Source organism: Caenibius sp. WL (assembly GCF_019803445.1).
Classification (GTDB): Bacteria; Pseudomonadota; Alphaproteobacteria; order Sphingomonadales; family Sphingomonadaceae; genus Caenibius.
The window spans coordinates 1-14,826 of sequence record NZ_CP081845.1 but is presented as its reverse complement, the minus strand read 5'-3'; the positions used below and the strand labels follow the sequence as shown (position 1 = coordinate 14,826).

General features: G+C 59.4%; 18 protein-coding genes. 2 read left to right on the top strand and 16 right to left on the bottom strand.

The features are described 5' to 3' along the window. The first annotated feature begins 32 nt into the window (after positions 1-32). Positions 33-287 carry a type II toxin-antitoxin system HicA family toxin gene (locus K5X80_RS16835; RefSeq protein ID WP_222558346.1) on the top strand — a complete coding sequence of 85 codons (255 nt, stop codon included), beginning with the start codon at positions 33-35 and terminating at the stop codon, positions 285-287. After that, positions 284-616 carry a type II toxin-antitoxin system HicB family antitoxin gene (locus K5X80_RS16830; RefSeq protein WP_222558347.1) on the top strand — a complete coding sequence of 111 codons (333 nt, stop codon included), beginning with the start codon at positions 284-286 and terminating at the stop codon, positions 614-616. Before K5X80_RS16835 ends, K5X80_RS16830 begins: the two co-directional genes overlap by 4 nt. Before the next feature lie 110 nt (positions 617-726). On the opposite strand, the gene K5X80_RS16825 is transcribed toward K5X80_RS16830, so the two are convergent. From K5X80_RS16825 to K5X80_RS16750, 16 genes are all read right to left on the bottom strand, one after another. Next, positions 727-3,267: a hypothetical protein gene (locus K5X80_RS16825; RefSeq protein WP_222558348.1), complete on the bottom strand. Its 2,541-nt coding sequence runs from the start codon at positions 3,265-3,267 to the stop codon at positions 727-729. Positions 3,268-3,545: 278 nt separating this feature from the next. Further along, positions 3,546-4,310 carry a hypothetical protein gene (locus tag K5X80_RS16820; RefSeq protein ID WP_222558349.1) on the bottom strand — a complete coding sequence of 255 codons (765 nt, stop codon included), beginning with the start codon at positions 4,308-4,310 and terminating at the stop codon, positions 3,546-3,548. Positions 4,311-4,341: 31 nt separating this feature from the next. Next, entirely contained in the window at positions 4,342-5,316 is a 975-nt protein-coding gene (locus K5X80_RS16815; protein WP_222558350.1) for a hypothetical protein, read from the bottom strand. A 1-nt stretch (position 5,317) separates the two neighbouring features. After that, positions 5,318-5,773, bottom strand: a complete 456-nt coding sequence (locus tag K5X80_RS16810) for a GNAT family N-acetyltransferase (protein WP_222558351.1) — start codon at positions 5,771-5,773, stop codon at positions 5,318-5,320. Then, complete coding sequence (locus K5X80_RS16805; RefSeq protein ID WP_222558352.1) at positions 5,767-6,306, bottom strand: aspartyl/asparaginyl beta-hydroxylase domain-containing protein; 540 nt, start codon at positions 6,304-6,306, stop codon at positions 5,767-5,769. Before K5X80_RS16805 ends, K5X80_RS16810 begins: the two co-directional genes overlap by 7 nt. Further along, positions 6,303-6,632 (bottom strand): hypothetical protein, encoded by a 330-nt coding sequence (locus K5X80_RS16800; RefSeq protein WP_222558353.1) that lies wholly within the window; start codon positions 6,630-6,632, stop codon positions 6,303-6,305. The genes K5X80_RS16805 and K5X80_RS16800 overlap by 4 nt, the downstream gene beginning before the upstream one ends. Next, a complete protein-coding gene (locus K5X80_RS16795) occupies positions 6,625-8,010 on the bottom strand; it encodes a packaged DNA stabilization protein (RefSeq protein WP_222558354.1) in 1,386 nt (461 codons plus the stop codon). Before K5X80_RS16795 ends, K5X80_RS16800 begins: the two co-directional genes overlap by 8 nt. Then, positions 8,010-8,636 carry a packaged DNA stabilization gp4 family protein gene (locus tag K5X80_RS16790; protein WP_222558355.1) on the bottom strand — a complete coding sequence of 209 codons (627 nt, stop codon included), beginning with the start codon at positions 8,634-8,636 and terminating at the stop codon, positions 8,010-8,012. The genes K5X80_RS16795 and K5X80_RS16790 overlap by 1 nt, the downstream gene beginning before the upstream one ends. Before the next feature lie 3 nt (positions 8,637-8,639). Further along, positions 8,640-9,389 (bottom strand): hypothetical protein, encoded by a 750-nt coding sequence (locus tag K5X80_RS16785; protein WP_222558356.1) that lies wholly within the window; start codon positions 9,387-9,389, stop codon positions 8,640-8,642. Then, complete coding sequence (locus K5X80_RS16780) at positions 9,390-9,692, bottom strand: hypothetical protein (protein ID WP_222558357.1); 303 nt, start codon at positions 9,690-9,692, stop codon at positions 9,390-9,392. 3 nt (positions 9,693-9,695) lie between these two features. Further along, entirely contained in the window at positions 9,696-10,430 is a 735-nt protein-coding gene (locus K5X80_RS16775) for a hypothetical protein (RefSeq protein WP_222558358.1), read from the bottom strand. Positions 10,431-10,432: 2 nt separating this feature from the next. Further along, positions 10,433-10,792 carry a hypothetical protein gene (locus K5X80_RS16770; protein ID WP_222558359.1) on the bottom strand — a complete coding sequence of 120 codons (360 nt, stop codon included), beginning with the start codon at positions 10,790-10,792 and terminating at the stop codon, positions 10,433-10,435. Further along, positions 10,792-11,010 carry a hypothetical protein gene (locus tag K5X80_RS16765; protein WP_222558360.1) on the bottom strand — a complete coding sequence of 73 codons (219 nt, stop codon included), beginning with the start codon at positions 11,008-11,010 and terminating at the stop codon, positions 10,792-10,794. The genes K5X80_RS16770 and K5X80_RS16765 overlap by 1 nt, the downstream gene beginning before the upstream one ends. Positions 11,011-11,058: 48 nt before the next feature. Beyond that, entirely contained in the window at positions 11,059-12,102 is a 1,044-nt protein-coding gene (locus K5X80_RS16760; protein WP_222558361.1) for a N4-gp56 family major capsid protein, read from the bottom strand. Between the two features lie 58 nt (positions 12,103-12,160). After that, the gene (locus K5X80_RS16755) at positions 12,161-12,889 is read right to left on the bottom strand and encodes a hypothetical protein (protein WP_222558362.1); all 729 of its coding nucleotides are present in this window, start codon (positions 12,887-12,889) and stop codon (positions 12,161-12,163) included. 116 nt (positions 12,890-13,005) lie between these two features. Next, entirely contained in the window at positions 13,006-14,826 is a 1,821-nt protein-coding gene (locus K5X80_RS16750; protein ID WP_222558363.1) for a portal protein, read from the bottom strand.

Genomic DNA, 14,826 nt, shown 5'->3' with positions numbered 1-14,826 from the left:
CAATATGCCGCGCGATAGCGTTATATGCTTGCATGAACAGCAAGCAGTCCAAGACGCTCAAAGCCATCTTCTCCGATCCGGTTTCGGGAACGATCAAATGGGCGTCTATTGAAAGTCTGTTCGTCGCGGTCGGTTGCGAAATAATCGAGGGCAAGGGATCGCATGTCCAAGCCCACAAGGATGGCGTGATAGGTTATTTCGTCCGCCCCCATCCGAACAAGGAGGCCAAGCGCTACCAAATTCGGGATGTGAGGGAATTTCTAGCGAAGATTGGAGTTGAGCCATGAACGTCATGAGTCACAAAGGTTACAGCGCCCGCATCGAATATGATGATGACGATGGCATTTTTTTCGGCAGGCTTGCCGGTATCAATGATGTGGTCGGCTTTCATGCCGATAGCGTCGAAGAACTGCGCGCCGCCTTTCACGAGGCCGTGGACGATTACATCGAAGCATGCGCGAAGATCGGGAAAGACCCTCAGAAGCCCTATTCCGGCAAGATGATGTTTCGCGTGAGCCCCGAGCTACATCGCCGGGCGGCCATCGCGGCTGAACTGGCGGGCAAGAGCCTTAACCAGTGGGCGGAGGAAGCCCTGCATGAGGCGCTTCCTCACTAGTTGATAAGAACTTGAAAGGGTCGTAAACCTATCGGGTGAAGGTTTGGCACATCCTCTTGATATTTTCAGTTGCCTACTTCCTGCCGCCGCGACGATTCAGGCTATATAGCCTAGCGCTTGTTCTCCTCATCTGGCCCTTCATTTGGTGAAGCTGCGAGCGTACCCACCCGAGGACCTTGCGCATTCAAAGCGTCGCGGATCGCGCCAACGAACGCGGCATTCTCGTTCGCAGCGATGCCGGGAAGCCCCCCAAGCCTGACAAAATACTTGTCTATGATGCGCGGGTCCGTGGTCTGAGGTGCTTGTTTCAGCCACTTTGTGAAGCTGGGGTTCAATAGCATTCGGGCCGCGCGTTCGTCGCCCCAGTTCTTCATGAAGTGGGCGGCGAAAGGAACGGCGACCGCACCGGCGGGACCGCCTTGCGACAGCCCCAGTGCGCCCAGCAAAAGGTTTTTCAACCCGCCAACGCGCGCCCCCATCGAATTGGCGGTCTTAGAAGCGTTGCGTTCGGATGACGCTGCGACTTTGGCTTGGGCGATAGTGCGCAGGTCTTCCAGCGCCGTTGCCCCATCCTTGCCAAAGATCAGCCGGGCGGTGCGCGGGTTGATACCCTCTTTCGGATCTAGGCTGCGGACAAGCCGCGCCAGACTGAAATCCCCGTTGGGTGCTCTGCCCAACGAGGCGGCAACAGTGGCAGCGATATCACCACGCTCGTTCTGATCCAGTTCCCGCCACATGGAGGAAAATTTGTCAAAGTTGCCCTTGCCTTTGGTCATCGACATGAGTCGTTGAGCAGCCGTTTCGGCAGAAATTGGCTGGCCACGCGTCCCCATGAACTGCTTGAGAGTGCCGTTGATAAATTCCTGCCTCTGGCGATAAAAATCGTCAGCGGCGCGAAGCGCTTCCGAGGCCGGTTGCGGCAGATCACGCGTCAAATCCCGGTTGGCGGCTTCGATCACCTGCGTGACCCTGCGTTCCGCGTCGGAAGCCGTCAGGTTCCGCTCGCTCAGTTGACCGCGCATATTCGTTCGCAGGTTTTGGACCGCCTCAATGGTGAGGCCACCGGGACGCGCCAAATCGGATTTCAGCCCTTCCAGATACGCAATCTGCGATCCATTGGTGGTTTCGCCAGCGGCCCGCAACTCGGCAATGTTCTGGTCAATCGCTCCGATTGCTTCCTGCGGGGATACTGTTCTCCCCTGTGCCGCCGCACGGGCGCGCTCGTACAGACGGTTCGCTTGCTGGCCTGTTCGCGCTTTGAAGCGTTCACCCGCTTCCTGCAATCGCGTTCCGAGCGCATACGGATCAGGTGCCCCCTCTCTGCCGCCGATAGCTGCGACGCGCTGTTCTACCGCCGACACATCATCTGTGAGTGCCTGACGGATCATGCTCCCGCCATTCGGTGTAGACTCGACAGCGCCGAACTTTCCGCGAAGCGAAGGAATCGCATCGGGCCGCCTGATCGGAATGTCCTGGCGAGCACCGGCAGCGATCACATTCATATCCGGCTGCGCGGAAGGCCTTGGAATCCGGGGCATGAGCGCGTTGCCGATCTTATCCAGCCCGAATGCCGTGCCCGCGCCCAGCGCTGCCCCTGTCGTCGTCCCTGCAAGGCTGTCCTCAGCACCGCGACCATAACCGAAACCGCCAAGCCCCCCGATGGTCGCGCCTTGCAGCAGGGCATTACCGCCAGCACCGATCCTTAAGGCGCCACCGCCACCAGCAAACTCCAGCGCCGTGCCGAGGATCGGGTGTGCTTCCCGCGCACGATTGACGAAATCCATCTCGGCATCACGAGACTTTCGGTACTCGTCCACGGGGTTCTTACCCAGCAGCAGACCCGCAATAGCACCGCCGACGCCCGCCGCCTCATCGGACAGGCCAAGCGTTATACCCTGCTTACCCAGCGCCGTGAGGCCTCGAAACCCGCTCGCATCCCCGTAAAACGGGTCATTCGGATCGTTGCCGGGAGTATTCGGCGTAGGCTGCTGCGGGCTATCGTCGGTGACAGAACCAGTCAGGCCAACCCCGTCCCAGTTGGCCTTTTCTTCCGGCTGATCTATGCCCAACACGACATCTGCGGCGGTTGGTCCCGCAGAGTCCTTGAGGCCTTGCAGGGCGACCAAGCGTGCCTGCGCTTTTTGCGCCAATACCTCCGGCCCATCACCGGGGCGTGGGAAATAGATTTGGCCTTGAGTCGCAAATTCTGAAGGCGGGATGGCCGCGCCTGAATCGTAGCGAAGTATCGCAGCAATAAAAGCCCGCTCTGCCTGTTCCGCCAACTGACGATTGGCATCGCTGGTCAAGCTGTTGGCGAGGTTCGGATAAGCGTCCGCGAAAGCTTGCCCAGGGACGGAACGCGGCTGCACATCACCCAGTTTCGAGAAATCCTGATTTGCCTGAATTGCCCGAGTGAGAAAGCCCTTTGTCTTGTTCTGTTCAACAGAACCTTGAGCGTCTTTCGCCGCAGCGCGCCGCTCTGCGTTCACGGCGCGTGCTTCTGCACGATCCGCCCGTTCGTTTGCCGCACGCTGCATCCTCTGATCTTCCGCAGCCCGTGCCTCAGCGTTCGCCTTATACGGATCAGGGGGTGCGATGATCGGGTCGCCAGAGGGCGCAGCGTCAAACTGATCGAAGAAGTTTCCGGGCATTCTGTTATTCTCCGATTACGATATGCCAGTGGGGGCCGGTCGCGTGGCTGGACGGGTTCTTGACCTCATCGCGCGCCTCAATGATCCGATAGCCCGCCTGCTTTATGCGGTTCACATACTGTCCGAATGTCATTCCGGGGATCGGCGCGACATCGACCGCGCCATGTGAACGAGCGTGCCAACTGCGAGGGTTGGCTTTACTCAAGGGATGGTTGGGGCCCCGATAACCTGAGGTAATACGGGCATCGGGGAACAGGCTGTTGACGACGCTGCGCCCGTCACTGACCGGGGAGAAACCCACCGGTGGCGTTACCGCCACCGCCTCCCAAGATGCGCTCGGCAGCACCACGGCCAAACTTCTGATCAAACTCGTCGCGCCGCTCAGGGTTCTGGCGCAAAGCATCAATGTGCGCCTGCGAAGGCGGCCCAACTTGGACCTGCCCTCCACCGCCAATTCGTGGCGTATAAACACGCGTCTCCCCGCCTGGCCCAGTATACGGGCGCACCATCCCGGCTTCGATTATTTGTTTCACCACTTCGCTAAACTCAGGCGTGCCGGGTTGAAGGCCCATGTCCTGTGCCTGTTTCCCAGCAGCAGAAAGAGCCTCTGGCTGGCCTGCGAGGAAGGAAAAGATTTCCCCCTGCCGCGCGGTCCATTCGGGATCGAACTGCGCTGGCACACCGGAGACATCAACGCCCATCTGCTGCGCGATGGATACACGGTTGGCATAGTTTTCAGGGGTGACGCCCTGAAACAGCCGGGCGATCTGACCCAACTGCGCCTGCTTCTGTTCCCGCGCGGCCTCCTCAGCTTTCGCCTGATACTGCTGCATCTGGAAATCATCCATCCGCGCCTGACGCTGGGCATTCTGCACCTGGAGCATCAGGCGGGGATCGAACTGGCTGATCTGCGCCAGCGCGTTCGGATCATCGGGGTTCATCGCAAAGTTGCGCATGGCGTTCTTGGCGTTCTGCTGATCGTTGCGCTGTTGCTGTGCGTCATAGCCCTGCTGAAAGGCCATGCCGACTTCGCGCGGGTCCATCAGGGCATTAAACATGCTCATAGTGCGCCTCTCAGAAGCCGAAGTTGTTCGCGCCGGGTGTGTTCACGTATCCGCCGAAAGCGGAGCCGGGCGTCTGGAAGCTCAAGCCAGAGCCCGCGCCCTGATAGCTGCTGGTCGGAAATAGCGCATTGGTAACGCCAGATACGCCCTGACCAATCGCGCCGAGAATGCCCGCAGTGCCCGCGTTCGAATTGTTCGCGTTTGCGATGGCGCCCTGCCCGATGGCATTGGCGGTATTCTGATTGATGCCCGTTGCTGCGTTGGCGAAGCCCTGCCCGACGCCTGCGAGGGCAGAACCGGCAGACAGACCCATGCCCGCCTGATTACCAAGCAGGGTCATGTAGTTGTTGAACTCGGCGGAGGCGAGGTTCTGGTTATACTCGGCCAAAGCCTTTTGGGCCGCACCGCTCTGGAGCATGCCATTGGCGGCGTATCCCGCGTTGACGCCATTGTTCCCCTCGTTGAGACGGAACTGATAGCCGGTGATGTTCTTGTAAGTGTTGAACGCCTGCTGAGCCGTGACCGGCTTAACAGTCGGCGTAGCGGGCGCTTGCGTCGGCTGATTTGCGTTCTGAGGCGCATATATGGACGTACTACCGGGCGGTAGCGTAATCGTCCCGTTGCTGAAATCGAAGGTCGGGAGCGCACCATTTCCCGTTACCGACGAGGCAGGCATGATGCCGTTGGGCGTGTTCACATACCCGGTGCCATTGTTGTTCGCGGGCTGGAACGTCTGCGCGGGCGCGGCAGGGAGACCGAGGAGGGCATTGTAATAGTCGCCCGCAACGTTCCCCCGCCCCACATAAGGCGAGAGAAGGCCGTAATTCTGGTTATAGATGGCCTGCTGTAGGGCAAGGCTGTCCTGATTGGCTTGAACCTGCGCATCCGTGGCCTTGTTGATGGCCTTCCGGTTTTTGCTGGCGGCTGACGACGATGCAACAGCACCGCCTATGCCAACTGCTGCGCCTACGGCAACACCTACCATATCACTCTCCGATCATTTTGGAGTAGATGCGCTCGACTTCGGTATAACCGAGCTTTTCGAACAGCCACGAGGCGTCCTTGTGCACCTTGGAACCCGCAAACATTCGTTGCACGCCGCGCCGCTTGGCTTCTGCCTCCACGGCTTTGAACAGCCGAAACCCTGCCATCTTCCCGCGATGATCGGGGTGCACCCAGAAGATATCCAGATGTAGCGTAAGGCAGGTTTGATAGTGCAGCCCCGGCGCGACGAAACCGACGAAATAGCCGACCAGCTTGCCCGCATCGCGCAGCGTGATGGTCATGACCATGCCTTGCGCATCACGCTTCAAATACTCATCGTATTGAGGATCAAGCGGTACGCAGTCCTTGTTCAGCGCCAGTTCTTCGTAATGGAGGGCCAGAAGCGGCTTCACTTCCTCCAGAAATGGAGGAAACGGTTCAACCTGGGCGGTCAGCATTGGCGAATGTCCACGATGCAAACGATCCTGTCGTCCGCGCTATTGTTGATCACCTCATGTTCCGTGCGATTGTCGATCCACCACACGGAGCCAGAGGGGAAGTTGATCGCCTCGTCACCGATGCGGAAATTGCAGCCGGGCAACGACTGGAGAGCGATTTGGTAGCGGGTGAAGTACTCGGCGGGCGCACCCTGATCGACATGGGGCAGGATGCGCTTGCCCGGACGCAGGCGGGTCAGGATGACCCTGCCCAATTGAACGCCGCCCACGCGGTGCATGAGATCGAGAACTAGGCTGCGCAGGTGCGGTAACTCGGTCCATGCCCGATACGGAAAGACCGAGATATCGTCGATGACCTCAGCGGGATCATTCGGCACCTTGTTGAACATCAGCCAGATATCATCAGCCTCGGCATGTGCCGTCCCTGCATGCTGTGTGCGCAGGGGGTTCTCATTCCATAGACCCGGCTTCACCGCCAACGCGGCAAGCGTGGGAATGGGATCGACAGCGCCGACCTGTAGGAAGTGCCTCACAGGATTACCTCACTTGTTCGCAGATCGTCGATCAGCGCTTTCAATGTACGGGAAAGGGTTTGTACGTGATTGGCCAAAGCCTGCATTTCAGCCTGCGTTGGCGGGTCGGAGACAACGGGTGCGGTGTAGGTCGCGAATGCCGCCCGGCTCGCGGTGCCCGTGGGACTGCCCCAATTGGCTGTGGTATCCTTGACGACAAACGTAGCAGCGGCTTCCTGCAGTGCTTCAATGTCGGTGCTCAAACCCTCAAGAAAGCGCTGAAAGCGAAACTCTGCCTGACCGGTGGCATTGACCAGTCTTTCCGTAGAGGTGACGAATTTACCCACGGCCCCGTCCGCCCATTTGCTCGTTGTAGAATGCCCCGCTCACCCGAAAACTCACCGGATCGGCCACGCGGAACTCGAACAAAACGCCCGGCGCATCGACAACACCCCACGAGCGCCATTCAGGCCGCTTGCGATACACGCCTTGTTTGCCAAGCGAAGTTTGCCGCCAGAGGCCCCAGGTCTGCCCGCCGTCTCGTGATAGCCGCGCTTCGACGATGGGATCGGCGTAGTCGCCCACAGTGTAATTCGTCTGGCCCGGGTTCGTCCGGATACCCAGATTATCGATTGTCATCGTTCCGCCATTAGCCGGTAAGCCAGCGCGGAAGCGGCGAACCTGCGCCGCACCCAGGTCATCGTATTCGGAGAAGATCAGCAGCTTGCCATCTTCGACCGAACCGAACACCGGGCCTGAGATCGATACACCCCCGAGGAGTGGGCCACCGTTGGAACTCCATTCCGCCCACTGCTGGCTCTTGGCCCCGTAAACCAGAGAAACTGTGTCCAAATCGATCTTGAGGAACTCGTTGCCTTCAAGATAGAACGAGGTGACCTGACAGTTAAGGGAACCGGATATCAGTTCCACAATGCCTTCGTCGCTGATCGCTAGCGGAACGTTCCCTGCACGATAGACGATGTTCTCCTCGCTGACCCACGCGAACGAGTTGTCAAAGTGCGCAGCGCAACCAGAGGCGCGAATGCCCTTTTGATACACCCGCCCTTGCATGGGAGCCCACGGCGCTGCGGACTGCCCCGTCTCGGCATGAAACTCGATGGTGTTCTGGCCGAACAGTACCAGCGAGTCTTCGATAACGAGGATATCGAGTAGATGATCGGGTTCGTTCTCAGCACTGGCGTAATCAAGCGGATCGACGACGATATCGCCGCTGCCGTTGATCATCGCCGTATAAGGCTTCGTCCAGTAGTAACGATGCGACTGAGCCCGCAGGAAAATAAAGCGCCCGCCTTGCTCCGCCACTCTCGTGACATTGGCGTTGTCGGGAAACGCCACAGATCGATAATTCGTGCCATCCCAGAAGGAAACCGTCTCACCAGCAGTTCCAATAACGCCGATTTCGTTGCCAGCGAGATTGGCCGCGCCGCTTCCAGCCAAAAGCCCCTTTCGTTCACCATCTACGTAGAAATCGGTATCCGAGACCGCGATAATTCGACCGTTCAGAACGCCTTGCTGCCGGAATAGTGCCCTTATCGGGCCATCCCCATATTGCTGACCGTTGCCTGAAAATCCTGGACGTGAGAGCAGTGAGAAACGCTCTGGCTCCGTGATTGCGGCCTCCGCGAACATGTTGACGAGCGGAAGCTGCGGTAGTTCACCGCGCGATCTCCGCACGGTACTGGTGGCAAGTCCAAGATTGGGCATCAGAAGTACTCGGTTGTCCCGCGCTCACGCGGCAACAGTGCCTGCTTGATCTGCTGGAGGCCTGTCATCGCCAGTTTCGCAGTTACCGGGGAAATTTCCCGTCCATAATTGTCCGCCACTCGAATAATCAGGTTGTTTTTGATCGCGGCGATGAACTGATCCGGCACATAGAGCTTTTCCGACGCCTCCAGAGGGAGATTGACGCCGGTGTCAGCGCCCTGCCCCTTCCAATCGGCCAGCATGTCATTCAGCCATTCAAGCGCATCGTCGAACTCGCCCGACGATGCTTGCTCACCAATCCCTACGATCTTCCGCAGCGCAAATGCCGCGATTTCCCCAGCAGTGCTAAGCCGCGCCAGATCACGCGAGACGATGGGAACATAGATCGTCTCTTTCTGTGTTTCGCCGTAGGTGGTGTAGACCGTCGCCGCTATTGTGCAGATCGCCCCCACAGCGCCGCCAGCCAGATAGACTTCGATTACCGAACTATCGTGGCTGTCGCTTACGATGCTCGCACCATCCGGCTCCAGCACATAAGACGAGATCGTATCGCCGGGCAGGAGAGCGGGCGCCCACGTGTAGCGATAGGTTGCGCCCTCCGCTTTCGGAACCCAGTTGACCGCCATGGGCTATCTCCTGCTTTCTGCGTATCGGGAGGCGGAGCGAGGGGCGGAAAGAACGCCCCGCTCTATGCCGCCTGCGGACCGATAGGCCGGGGTCGCAACGCCCCCTTCGAAATTGTCATTCTCGCCCTCAAGCGCGCCCATCACCCCGTAGATCGGCGCAACGCCGATTGCCGCAAATGTGTCGGGTCCGCTTTCAAGAGCGGCGAGATAGGCGAAATGGGGCACAACGCCCGACGCCGCAAAGATATCGGAGCCAATTTCCTGAGCGGTGAGTGCGCCGACCACTTCCGGGCGGACGATCAACCCGTCGAAATCGTCGGCACCACTTTCCACTACCGCCAGTGCGCCGGATACGGAGACTGCGCCGTAAACGATCACATAATCAGGCTGGGGTTCCGATATGACGAGATCGCCAATAACGACCGGATCGCCAGTACCGCTGAAAATGTCCTGCCCGGTTTCCGTTGCCGCCATGTATCCAACGGCAGGCTGGAAAATGAAGGCGTAGAACGTGTCATCGCCAGTTTCGGAGGCTGCAAGGCTCCCGGCGACAAGCACACCGCCCTGACCGGCGAATGTATCGGGCGCTTCCACCGCTGCCAGTGCGCCGGATATTGCAACAGTCGCAGTGGCCGCAAATGTGTCGGCTCCGCTCTCCTGTGCCGAAAGCGCGCCGAATATTCCGGGCGCGGGAAGATTAAGTCCCAGTGAACCGAACGGGACCGCACCGAACGGCGCGCCGCCGAAGATCACTTAACGGCTCCCGGCCTCGATAAACAGCGCATCGATTTGCTGTTCCGTCAGTCCAAGCGCTGTCCCGATCTGCGCAATCAGGTAATGATCGCGCCGGAACTCGGTTGCGTTCGCCCATTCGATTTGTGCAGAGCGCGGGAGTTGCGCAACCAGTGCTTCTACTGCATCGAGCTGGCCAGCACCTTCAAGGGCCAGCAACGCTTGCCGACGCGAGACCACTTCGGGGACAACCGGCGCCGGATCGGGAATTTCAACGACTTCCTCAACGCCGGTCGCAGCGTTAATGCGGAGTGCCATGCCCATGGCTTACCTCCCGAACAATGTGATGGTGCCAGCGTCGAAATTGCCAGCGATAGTCCCGACGCGAAGCGCAGAAATGCCGCCATCGCACCGCCAACCGCCTCCAAAATTGGCGGCGGCAATCGTTGGGCTTGTCGATACCGAAGCAGCCCCGCCATCGAATGAGCCCGAATTTTCCTTGTAGTTAGTAATGCGCGTCTCACCGTATAGAGAACCGCTAGCGGCAATCGCTGCCCCAACAGTCACAGCGGTTGCAAATGTCACTCCATCAGGCGACACAGATAAGTTGATGCTGGTGCTCGTTCCAGAATCATGACTGACGCCGCTATAAGCCAACCTCAGATCAGTGAAATGGCGGGGAACGCTGGTGAAATCGACCGTGTTCACGCCGGTCGGCGTTGCCGTGGCTATCTGCGTCCACTTCTGCGTGCGGGACAACAAAACGAGGCCCACGCGTTTCGTCCCCGTACTGAAATTCACCGCCGCATTGGCATTGCTGCTGCGCAAGATGGTGGTGCGGGTCAGAGTATTCGCAGCGGAGTAGGTGCCTATCCCTTCCTCCACGTCGCCAGTCGGCGCTCCATTACTGTCAACAGCCTGAATGGTGTACGGAACGGTATCGCCCACCGAACACACGGACGAGAAAGCGAAAAACCCATTCACCGCTCCCGCAAGGGTGAAAGGGCTGGTGCCTGTGCTCGTGCTCAATTCGAGGATCAAGTCCTCAGTGACGTAAGCCATGGTCAGGCGTGCTTGATCGTTGCGCTCGAAAGCGTCACGTCCTGCCCGGTGGCAATCGACGTGTTGTTAAGAATGATATCGGTCCCGGTTGTGCCAACAGTCAGCCCGGTCAGGTTCGCCGTGCCGCCGCTGGTCTTCAACTGAGCCTTCGTCGCAGTGCCAGTCCCCGTTGCGGCAACCGTGTTCGCATCGAGCACGAACGTCCAGGTATCGCCTGATATGGTCCCGCCGCTTGCGGAAAGGCCAAACGTCACAAGGACGGCATCCGCCGCTGTGAGAAGTTCAAGGGTCCCGTTCGCGAAGTGGTCGCGGGTCGTGGTCATGCGCGCGGTCTTGACCGCGACATTGTAGTTTACAGCCATTATTCGCCAACCTTCTTCCGACGCGTGCGGGGCAGAGAGCCGCCCTTCTTGCCGTTGCCATCGTGATCCAGTGGATCGGCTCGTTCGAATTCCCCCTCAATCAGCCGCAGGGCCAACTCGTCGGGGCATTCGGTGGGTTCGTGGCCATCGAACGTCACACCCTCGTAGGTGATCGACGTGCGGCCGTTGGTGTGTTCACCGGTAAAGCGGATACGCATCGGCGCCTCCCGAAATGGAAACGGGGAGCCGAAGCCCCCCGCCTCTCATCAGACCGCCAGAGCGCCCACGTAGCCCGTGAAGACGCCGTGGTCCTGGTTCTGGTACATCAGCTTTTCGACACCGAGCATCTCGTGGATGCCCACGCCCTTGACGAAGCCGTAGTCCCGAACATCGGTCGTGCTCTTCGTGGTCTGCGCCCACGCAACACCAATTGCCTGCGCACCGCACAGGAAATAGGGTTCGATGCGGGCGCTCGTCGCGCCGACATTGCCGATAGACGCGATTTCCTGAATCTTGCGGATGACCACGCCATCCCACATCAGGTCACCATCGTTCCACAGCGGGTTGCTGTCGCCGCGTTCCTGCGCATTCTGCAAACTCGTGGCCAGATCGGTCTTGAGATCACGGAACGCACCCGAGCCGACGAACATGACGTAAGTTTCGCTGTCCTCGCCCACCGTCACCGGACGGATGATGGGAGTGGACAGTTCCGCTTTCGCCTTGGCCTTCGAAACCACCTCTTTGGTGAGTTTCATGCCAGCAGTGACAAGTGCCAGATCGGCCGAGTGGTCGGTGAAGCCGCCGACCGTGCCATCCCCGAACATCACACGGTCCGAGTTGGCCGCCAGCCATGCGTCCTTGTCACCTTCGGAAGCCGACGCATAAATGATTCCGTTCTTCGAGCCCAGGGCATCGATGATGTTGGTGCGCAGCTTCTTCATGGCCCAGAGCTTGAGCTGCTCCTTGGCCGCATCACGCAGCGGAATGCCCGTGAACTGCTGGTCATTGTCCGTCACGGCAACAGCATGGCGGCGCGTGGCGACTTCGATCTTGTGACCGTAGTTGCCCAGCGCCTCTTCGTTGCCTTCCAGCAGACCATTGCCGGTCTGGCCAGCACCCGTCAGTTCGGTGATAAGCGGGAGCGTAATCCCGTCACCGGCCTTCTTGGTAAGGTCCATCTTGGTATGGATGATGCTGTTTTCGGTGGTGCCCATGTACCGCTTGAAGCGGTTTGCACGGACGTAGGACTTGAAGAAATCATTGTCCCAAAGCTCTTCAACGTTTGCAGCGTTGACAGTGGTGAATGCCATGGAAAGTCTCCATCATAGGGAAACCGGCGTCATCTCGACGCGGGATCAGCGGGGGCGACTAACTCCCCAGGATGTCTTGCAGAGACACCCCGCCAGCCTGCGGCACTACGCCGCCGCGTGACGATTGGGCATCTGCCAGCGAGTTTGGAAGAACCGGGGCAGCGGGGGCCTGCGCGGCCATTTCCGCCTGGATCTTCTCGCGAAGTTTCTGTTCGAGAGACGTGACATCGGTCGCGCCAAGTTCCTGCATCGCCCGATGGCTTTTGACGATTTGATACGCCTTGTTCCACGGGTGCGGGTCTGCACGCGCCATATCCAGCAGCGCCGGGTTCTGCTGGGCCATGGCAAGAAATTCCTGCTTCGCTTCTTCGAAATCAGGATTGGCCTGCCGGGCCATCATTTCGGACATATCCAGTCGGGCATTCAACGCAGCCGCCTGAATGACCTGTCCGCCGAAATGCTGGGTCCACCCCTGTTCATCGTCCCACAGGGACGGTGGCGGGGCGGGAGGGTTCTGGTTCGACTGTAGTTGTTCGCGAAGCCGATCACGTTCTTCTTCCGCCGCCTGACGGCGCTTCCGTTCCGCTTTCAGCCCTTCGAACTCTTCCTTGGGAAGGTCACCACCGGTCGGCTCCACCGGCTCCGCAGGGGTTTCCTGCGGCGTTTCGCCCGTTTCCTTCGTTGCAAATCGCCCTGCCTCATCGCGCGGCTGTTGCACCGGCTCGGCAGGGGTTTCCACCACCTCAGGTTCATCGCTTCCGTTCAGAATGTCATCCAGATCGCTCATGTCGTCCTCGTTCACGCCCGTTATGGTCGGCACCACCGTTCACGCCCGATTGCCCCGGCGACAGGCACGACGCGCCATCCCTCGAAAGGGACATGGAACGCGCGTAATCTCGTTGGTTAGATCATGCCCATGCTGGCTGCGGCTGCATCCTTGGCAGCGCCAACCAGTTTGGCTTGAGCGTCAGCGTTGTTGCGCTTGGTTTCGCTCTTGGTTTTCTCAACCTCGGCAACAGCGCCTTCGAACTGCAACTGCTGCGCTGCTTGCTGCATCGGGTCAGGCTTCTGGTTCTTCGCCTGCTCCATGATTTCGCGCAGCTTGTCCTTGTTCCGCAGCGACGACGCTTCGATCATCATCTCGAACATTGTCGGCAGGAATTGCGGCGGGGCCATCGGGGCCAGCTTGGTCAACTGGTCGAACTGCTCGATCTGCAAAGTCGGCGTATCGACCACTTCATCTATTTCGATATCAACGTCCAGTTCGGCAACCACGTTCATGGGCTGCATCATCACCGGATCAAGCTGCACCTGCTGACTGAACTGCGCCGCCTGCTGCTGGTCGATCTGACCAGTCCGCAGCGCTTCGCGGATTTTCATCATCGCGTCATCGGCGCGCGAGACGTTGAAACCCACAAAGCGGACGTTCTTTTCGTCATCGGTTACACGCACCCAACGTTCTGCCGTCCAGAACTGGCGAATGCGGTTCCAAACGGCCCGATAGACCCGAATATTGAAGTGCCGCAGCGCGTCCAGCAGTGGCGCGACTTCGGTCATTCCGCCCTGCTGCAAGGCGAGAATAGCCCGTCCTGACTGGCCGACCTCGGACTTGCCCTGCATCGTCGCATTCGGGCCGACAGCTTTGATGGCGTCCTTTGCCTCAGCCAGCAGGTTGAAGTGGCCCGCAGCCATCGCGCCGCTCGTCAGGTCCTCCACCTCGCCCTGTTCGGCCATCAAAATGCCATCGGGGCGGTTGAACTCCTGCCGCGCCGCTTCCGGATCAAGGCCAGATGCAGGCGATACCCGAACCGGGCGGCTGTTCGACAAATGCAGAAACTTGGACCGCCGCTTGTTCACTTCGTCTTGCAGCGTCATGAAGTCGCGCACAGGCCCATAACGGTCGTTATCGCGGTCCACATAAGCGGATTGCAGGATCAAGCCGCAATCAGGATGTCCGTTCTCGTCCAGGAACGGCGATGGGGCCGTGGGCTCCACTTCGCCGGAGAGGGTGAACACGCACCGCTCCCATTGCCCCCGCCTGCGATCATACATCGTGACGATACGGACACGGCGGCGCTTGCCATCCGACCAGTTGGCCCAGCGCGGCTTATCGTCATAGGTTTCGAAGGCGGACGAATAACCGCGCGCGAACGAGGCTTCGATTGCCGCACGCGCATCGGGCCAGCGCCGGATTGCCTCGTCAAAGTCCATCCATGTCACGTAGCCAAGATACATGGCATCGCTGAAATCAGGTTTGCGCGAATGCGGATCGAAAAACAGCCGGTCCCAATCCAGTTCCTTGATTGCCGGATCGATACCGTCGCGCACCTGCTCGGCGGTAACCTCCACGCCGCCGAAACCCTCGATCAACATGTTCTGGAACACGTGGGAACGCTTGATCGCGAAATCCTGATCCTCAGTCGCGTAACGCAGGGCGTCAGTCGCGGCGTTGGCATCATCCTCATGAACGATCGTACGCGGCAAAGCGCGCGGATCGGTACGAGACTGGCGCTCAAGGCCGCAGAGATAATCCACTTTCGGACGGATCAGGTTTTCAATGACAATCGGTTGCTTGCGCTTCTTGAGTTCCTTGATTTGCTCGGGCGTAAGCTGCCGTCCGTCATAATAATCACGGGCGCGCTCGCTTTCGGAACGGGCCTCCTGCGATGCCTGCTCCGCTTCCTCAAAGGCGCGGACAAGGGAATTATGGTGATCTTGCGCCAT

Bases quoted from the DNA above. Each gene is read 5' to 3' on its own strand.
- K5X80_RS16795 (WP_222558354.1), bottom strand. From the start codon at position 8,010: ATGCCCAATCTTGGACTTGCCACCAGTACCGTGCGGAGATCGCGCGGT.
- K5X80_RS16790 (WP_222558355.1), bottom strand. From the start codon at position 8,636: ATGGCGGTCAACTGGGTTCCGAAAGCGGAGGGCGCAACCTATCGCTAC.
- K5X80_RS16835 (WP_222558346.1), top strand. From the start codon at position 33: ATGAACAGCAAGCAGTCCAAGACGCTCAAAGCCATCTTCTCCGATCCG.
- K5X80_RS16815 (WP_222558350.1), bottom strand. From the start codon at position 5,316: ATGGTAGGTGTTGCCGTAGGCGCAGCAGTTGGCATAGGCGGTGCTGTT.
- K5X80_RS16760 (WP_222558361.1), bottom strand. From the start codon at position 12,102: ATGGCATTCACCACTGTCAACGCTGCAAACGTTGAAGAGCTTTGGGAC.
- K5X80_RS16765 (WP_222558360.1), bottom strand. From the start codon at position 11,010: ATGCGTATCCGCTTTACCGGTGAACACACCAACGGCCGCACGTCGATC.
- K5X80_RS16810 (WP_222558351.1), bottom strand. From the start codon at position 5,773: ATGCTGACCGCCCAGGTTGAACCGTTTCCTCCATTTCTGGAGGAAGTG.
- K5X80_RS16780 (WP_222558357.1), bottom strand. From the start codon at position 9,692: ATGGGCATGGCACTCCGCATTAACGCTGCGACCGGCGTTGAGGAAGTC.
- K5X80_RS16770 (WP_222558359.1), bottom strand. From the start codon at position 10,792: ATGGCTGTAAACTACAATGTCGCGGTCAAGACCGCGCGCATGACCACG.
- K5X80_RS16775 (WP_222558358.1), bottom strand. From the start codon at position 10,430: ATGGCTTACGTCACTGAGGACTTGATCCTCGAATTGAGCACGAGCACA.
- K5X80_RS16820 (WP_222558349.1), bottom strand. From the start codon at position 4,310: ATGGACCCGCGCGAAGTCGGCATGGCCTTTCAGCAGGGCTATGACGCA.
- K5X80_RS16830 (WP_222558347.1), top strand. From the start codon at position 284: ATGAACGTCATGAGTCACAAAGGTTACAGCGCCCGCATCGAATATGAT.
- K5X80_RS16750 (WP_222558363.1), bottom strand. From the start codon at position 14,826: ATGGCGCAAGATCACCATAATTCCCTTGTCCGCGCCTTTGAGGAAGCG.
- K5X80_RS16755 (WP_222558362.1), bottom strand. From the start codon at position 12,889: ATGAGCGATCTGGATGACATTCTGAACGGAAGCGATGAACCTGAGGTG.
- K5X80_RS16825 (WP_222558348.1), bottom strand. From the start codon at position 3,267: ATGCCCGGAAACTTCTTCGATCAGTTTGACGCTGCGCCCTCTGGCGAC.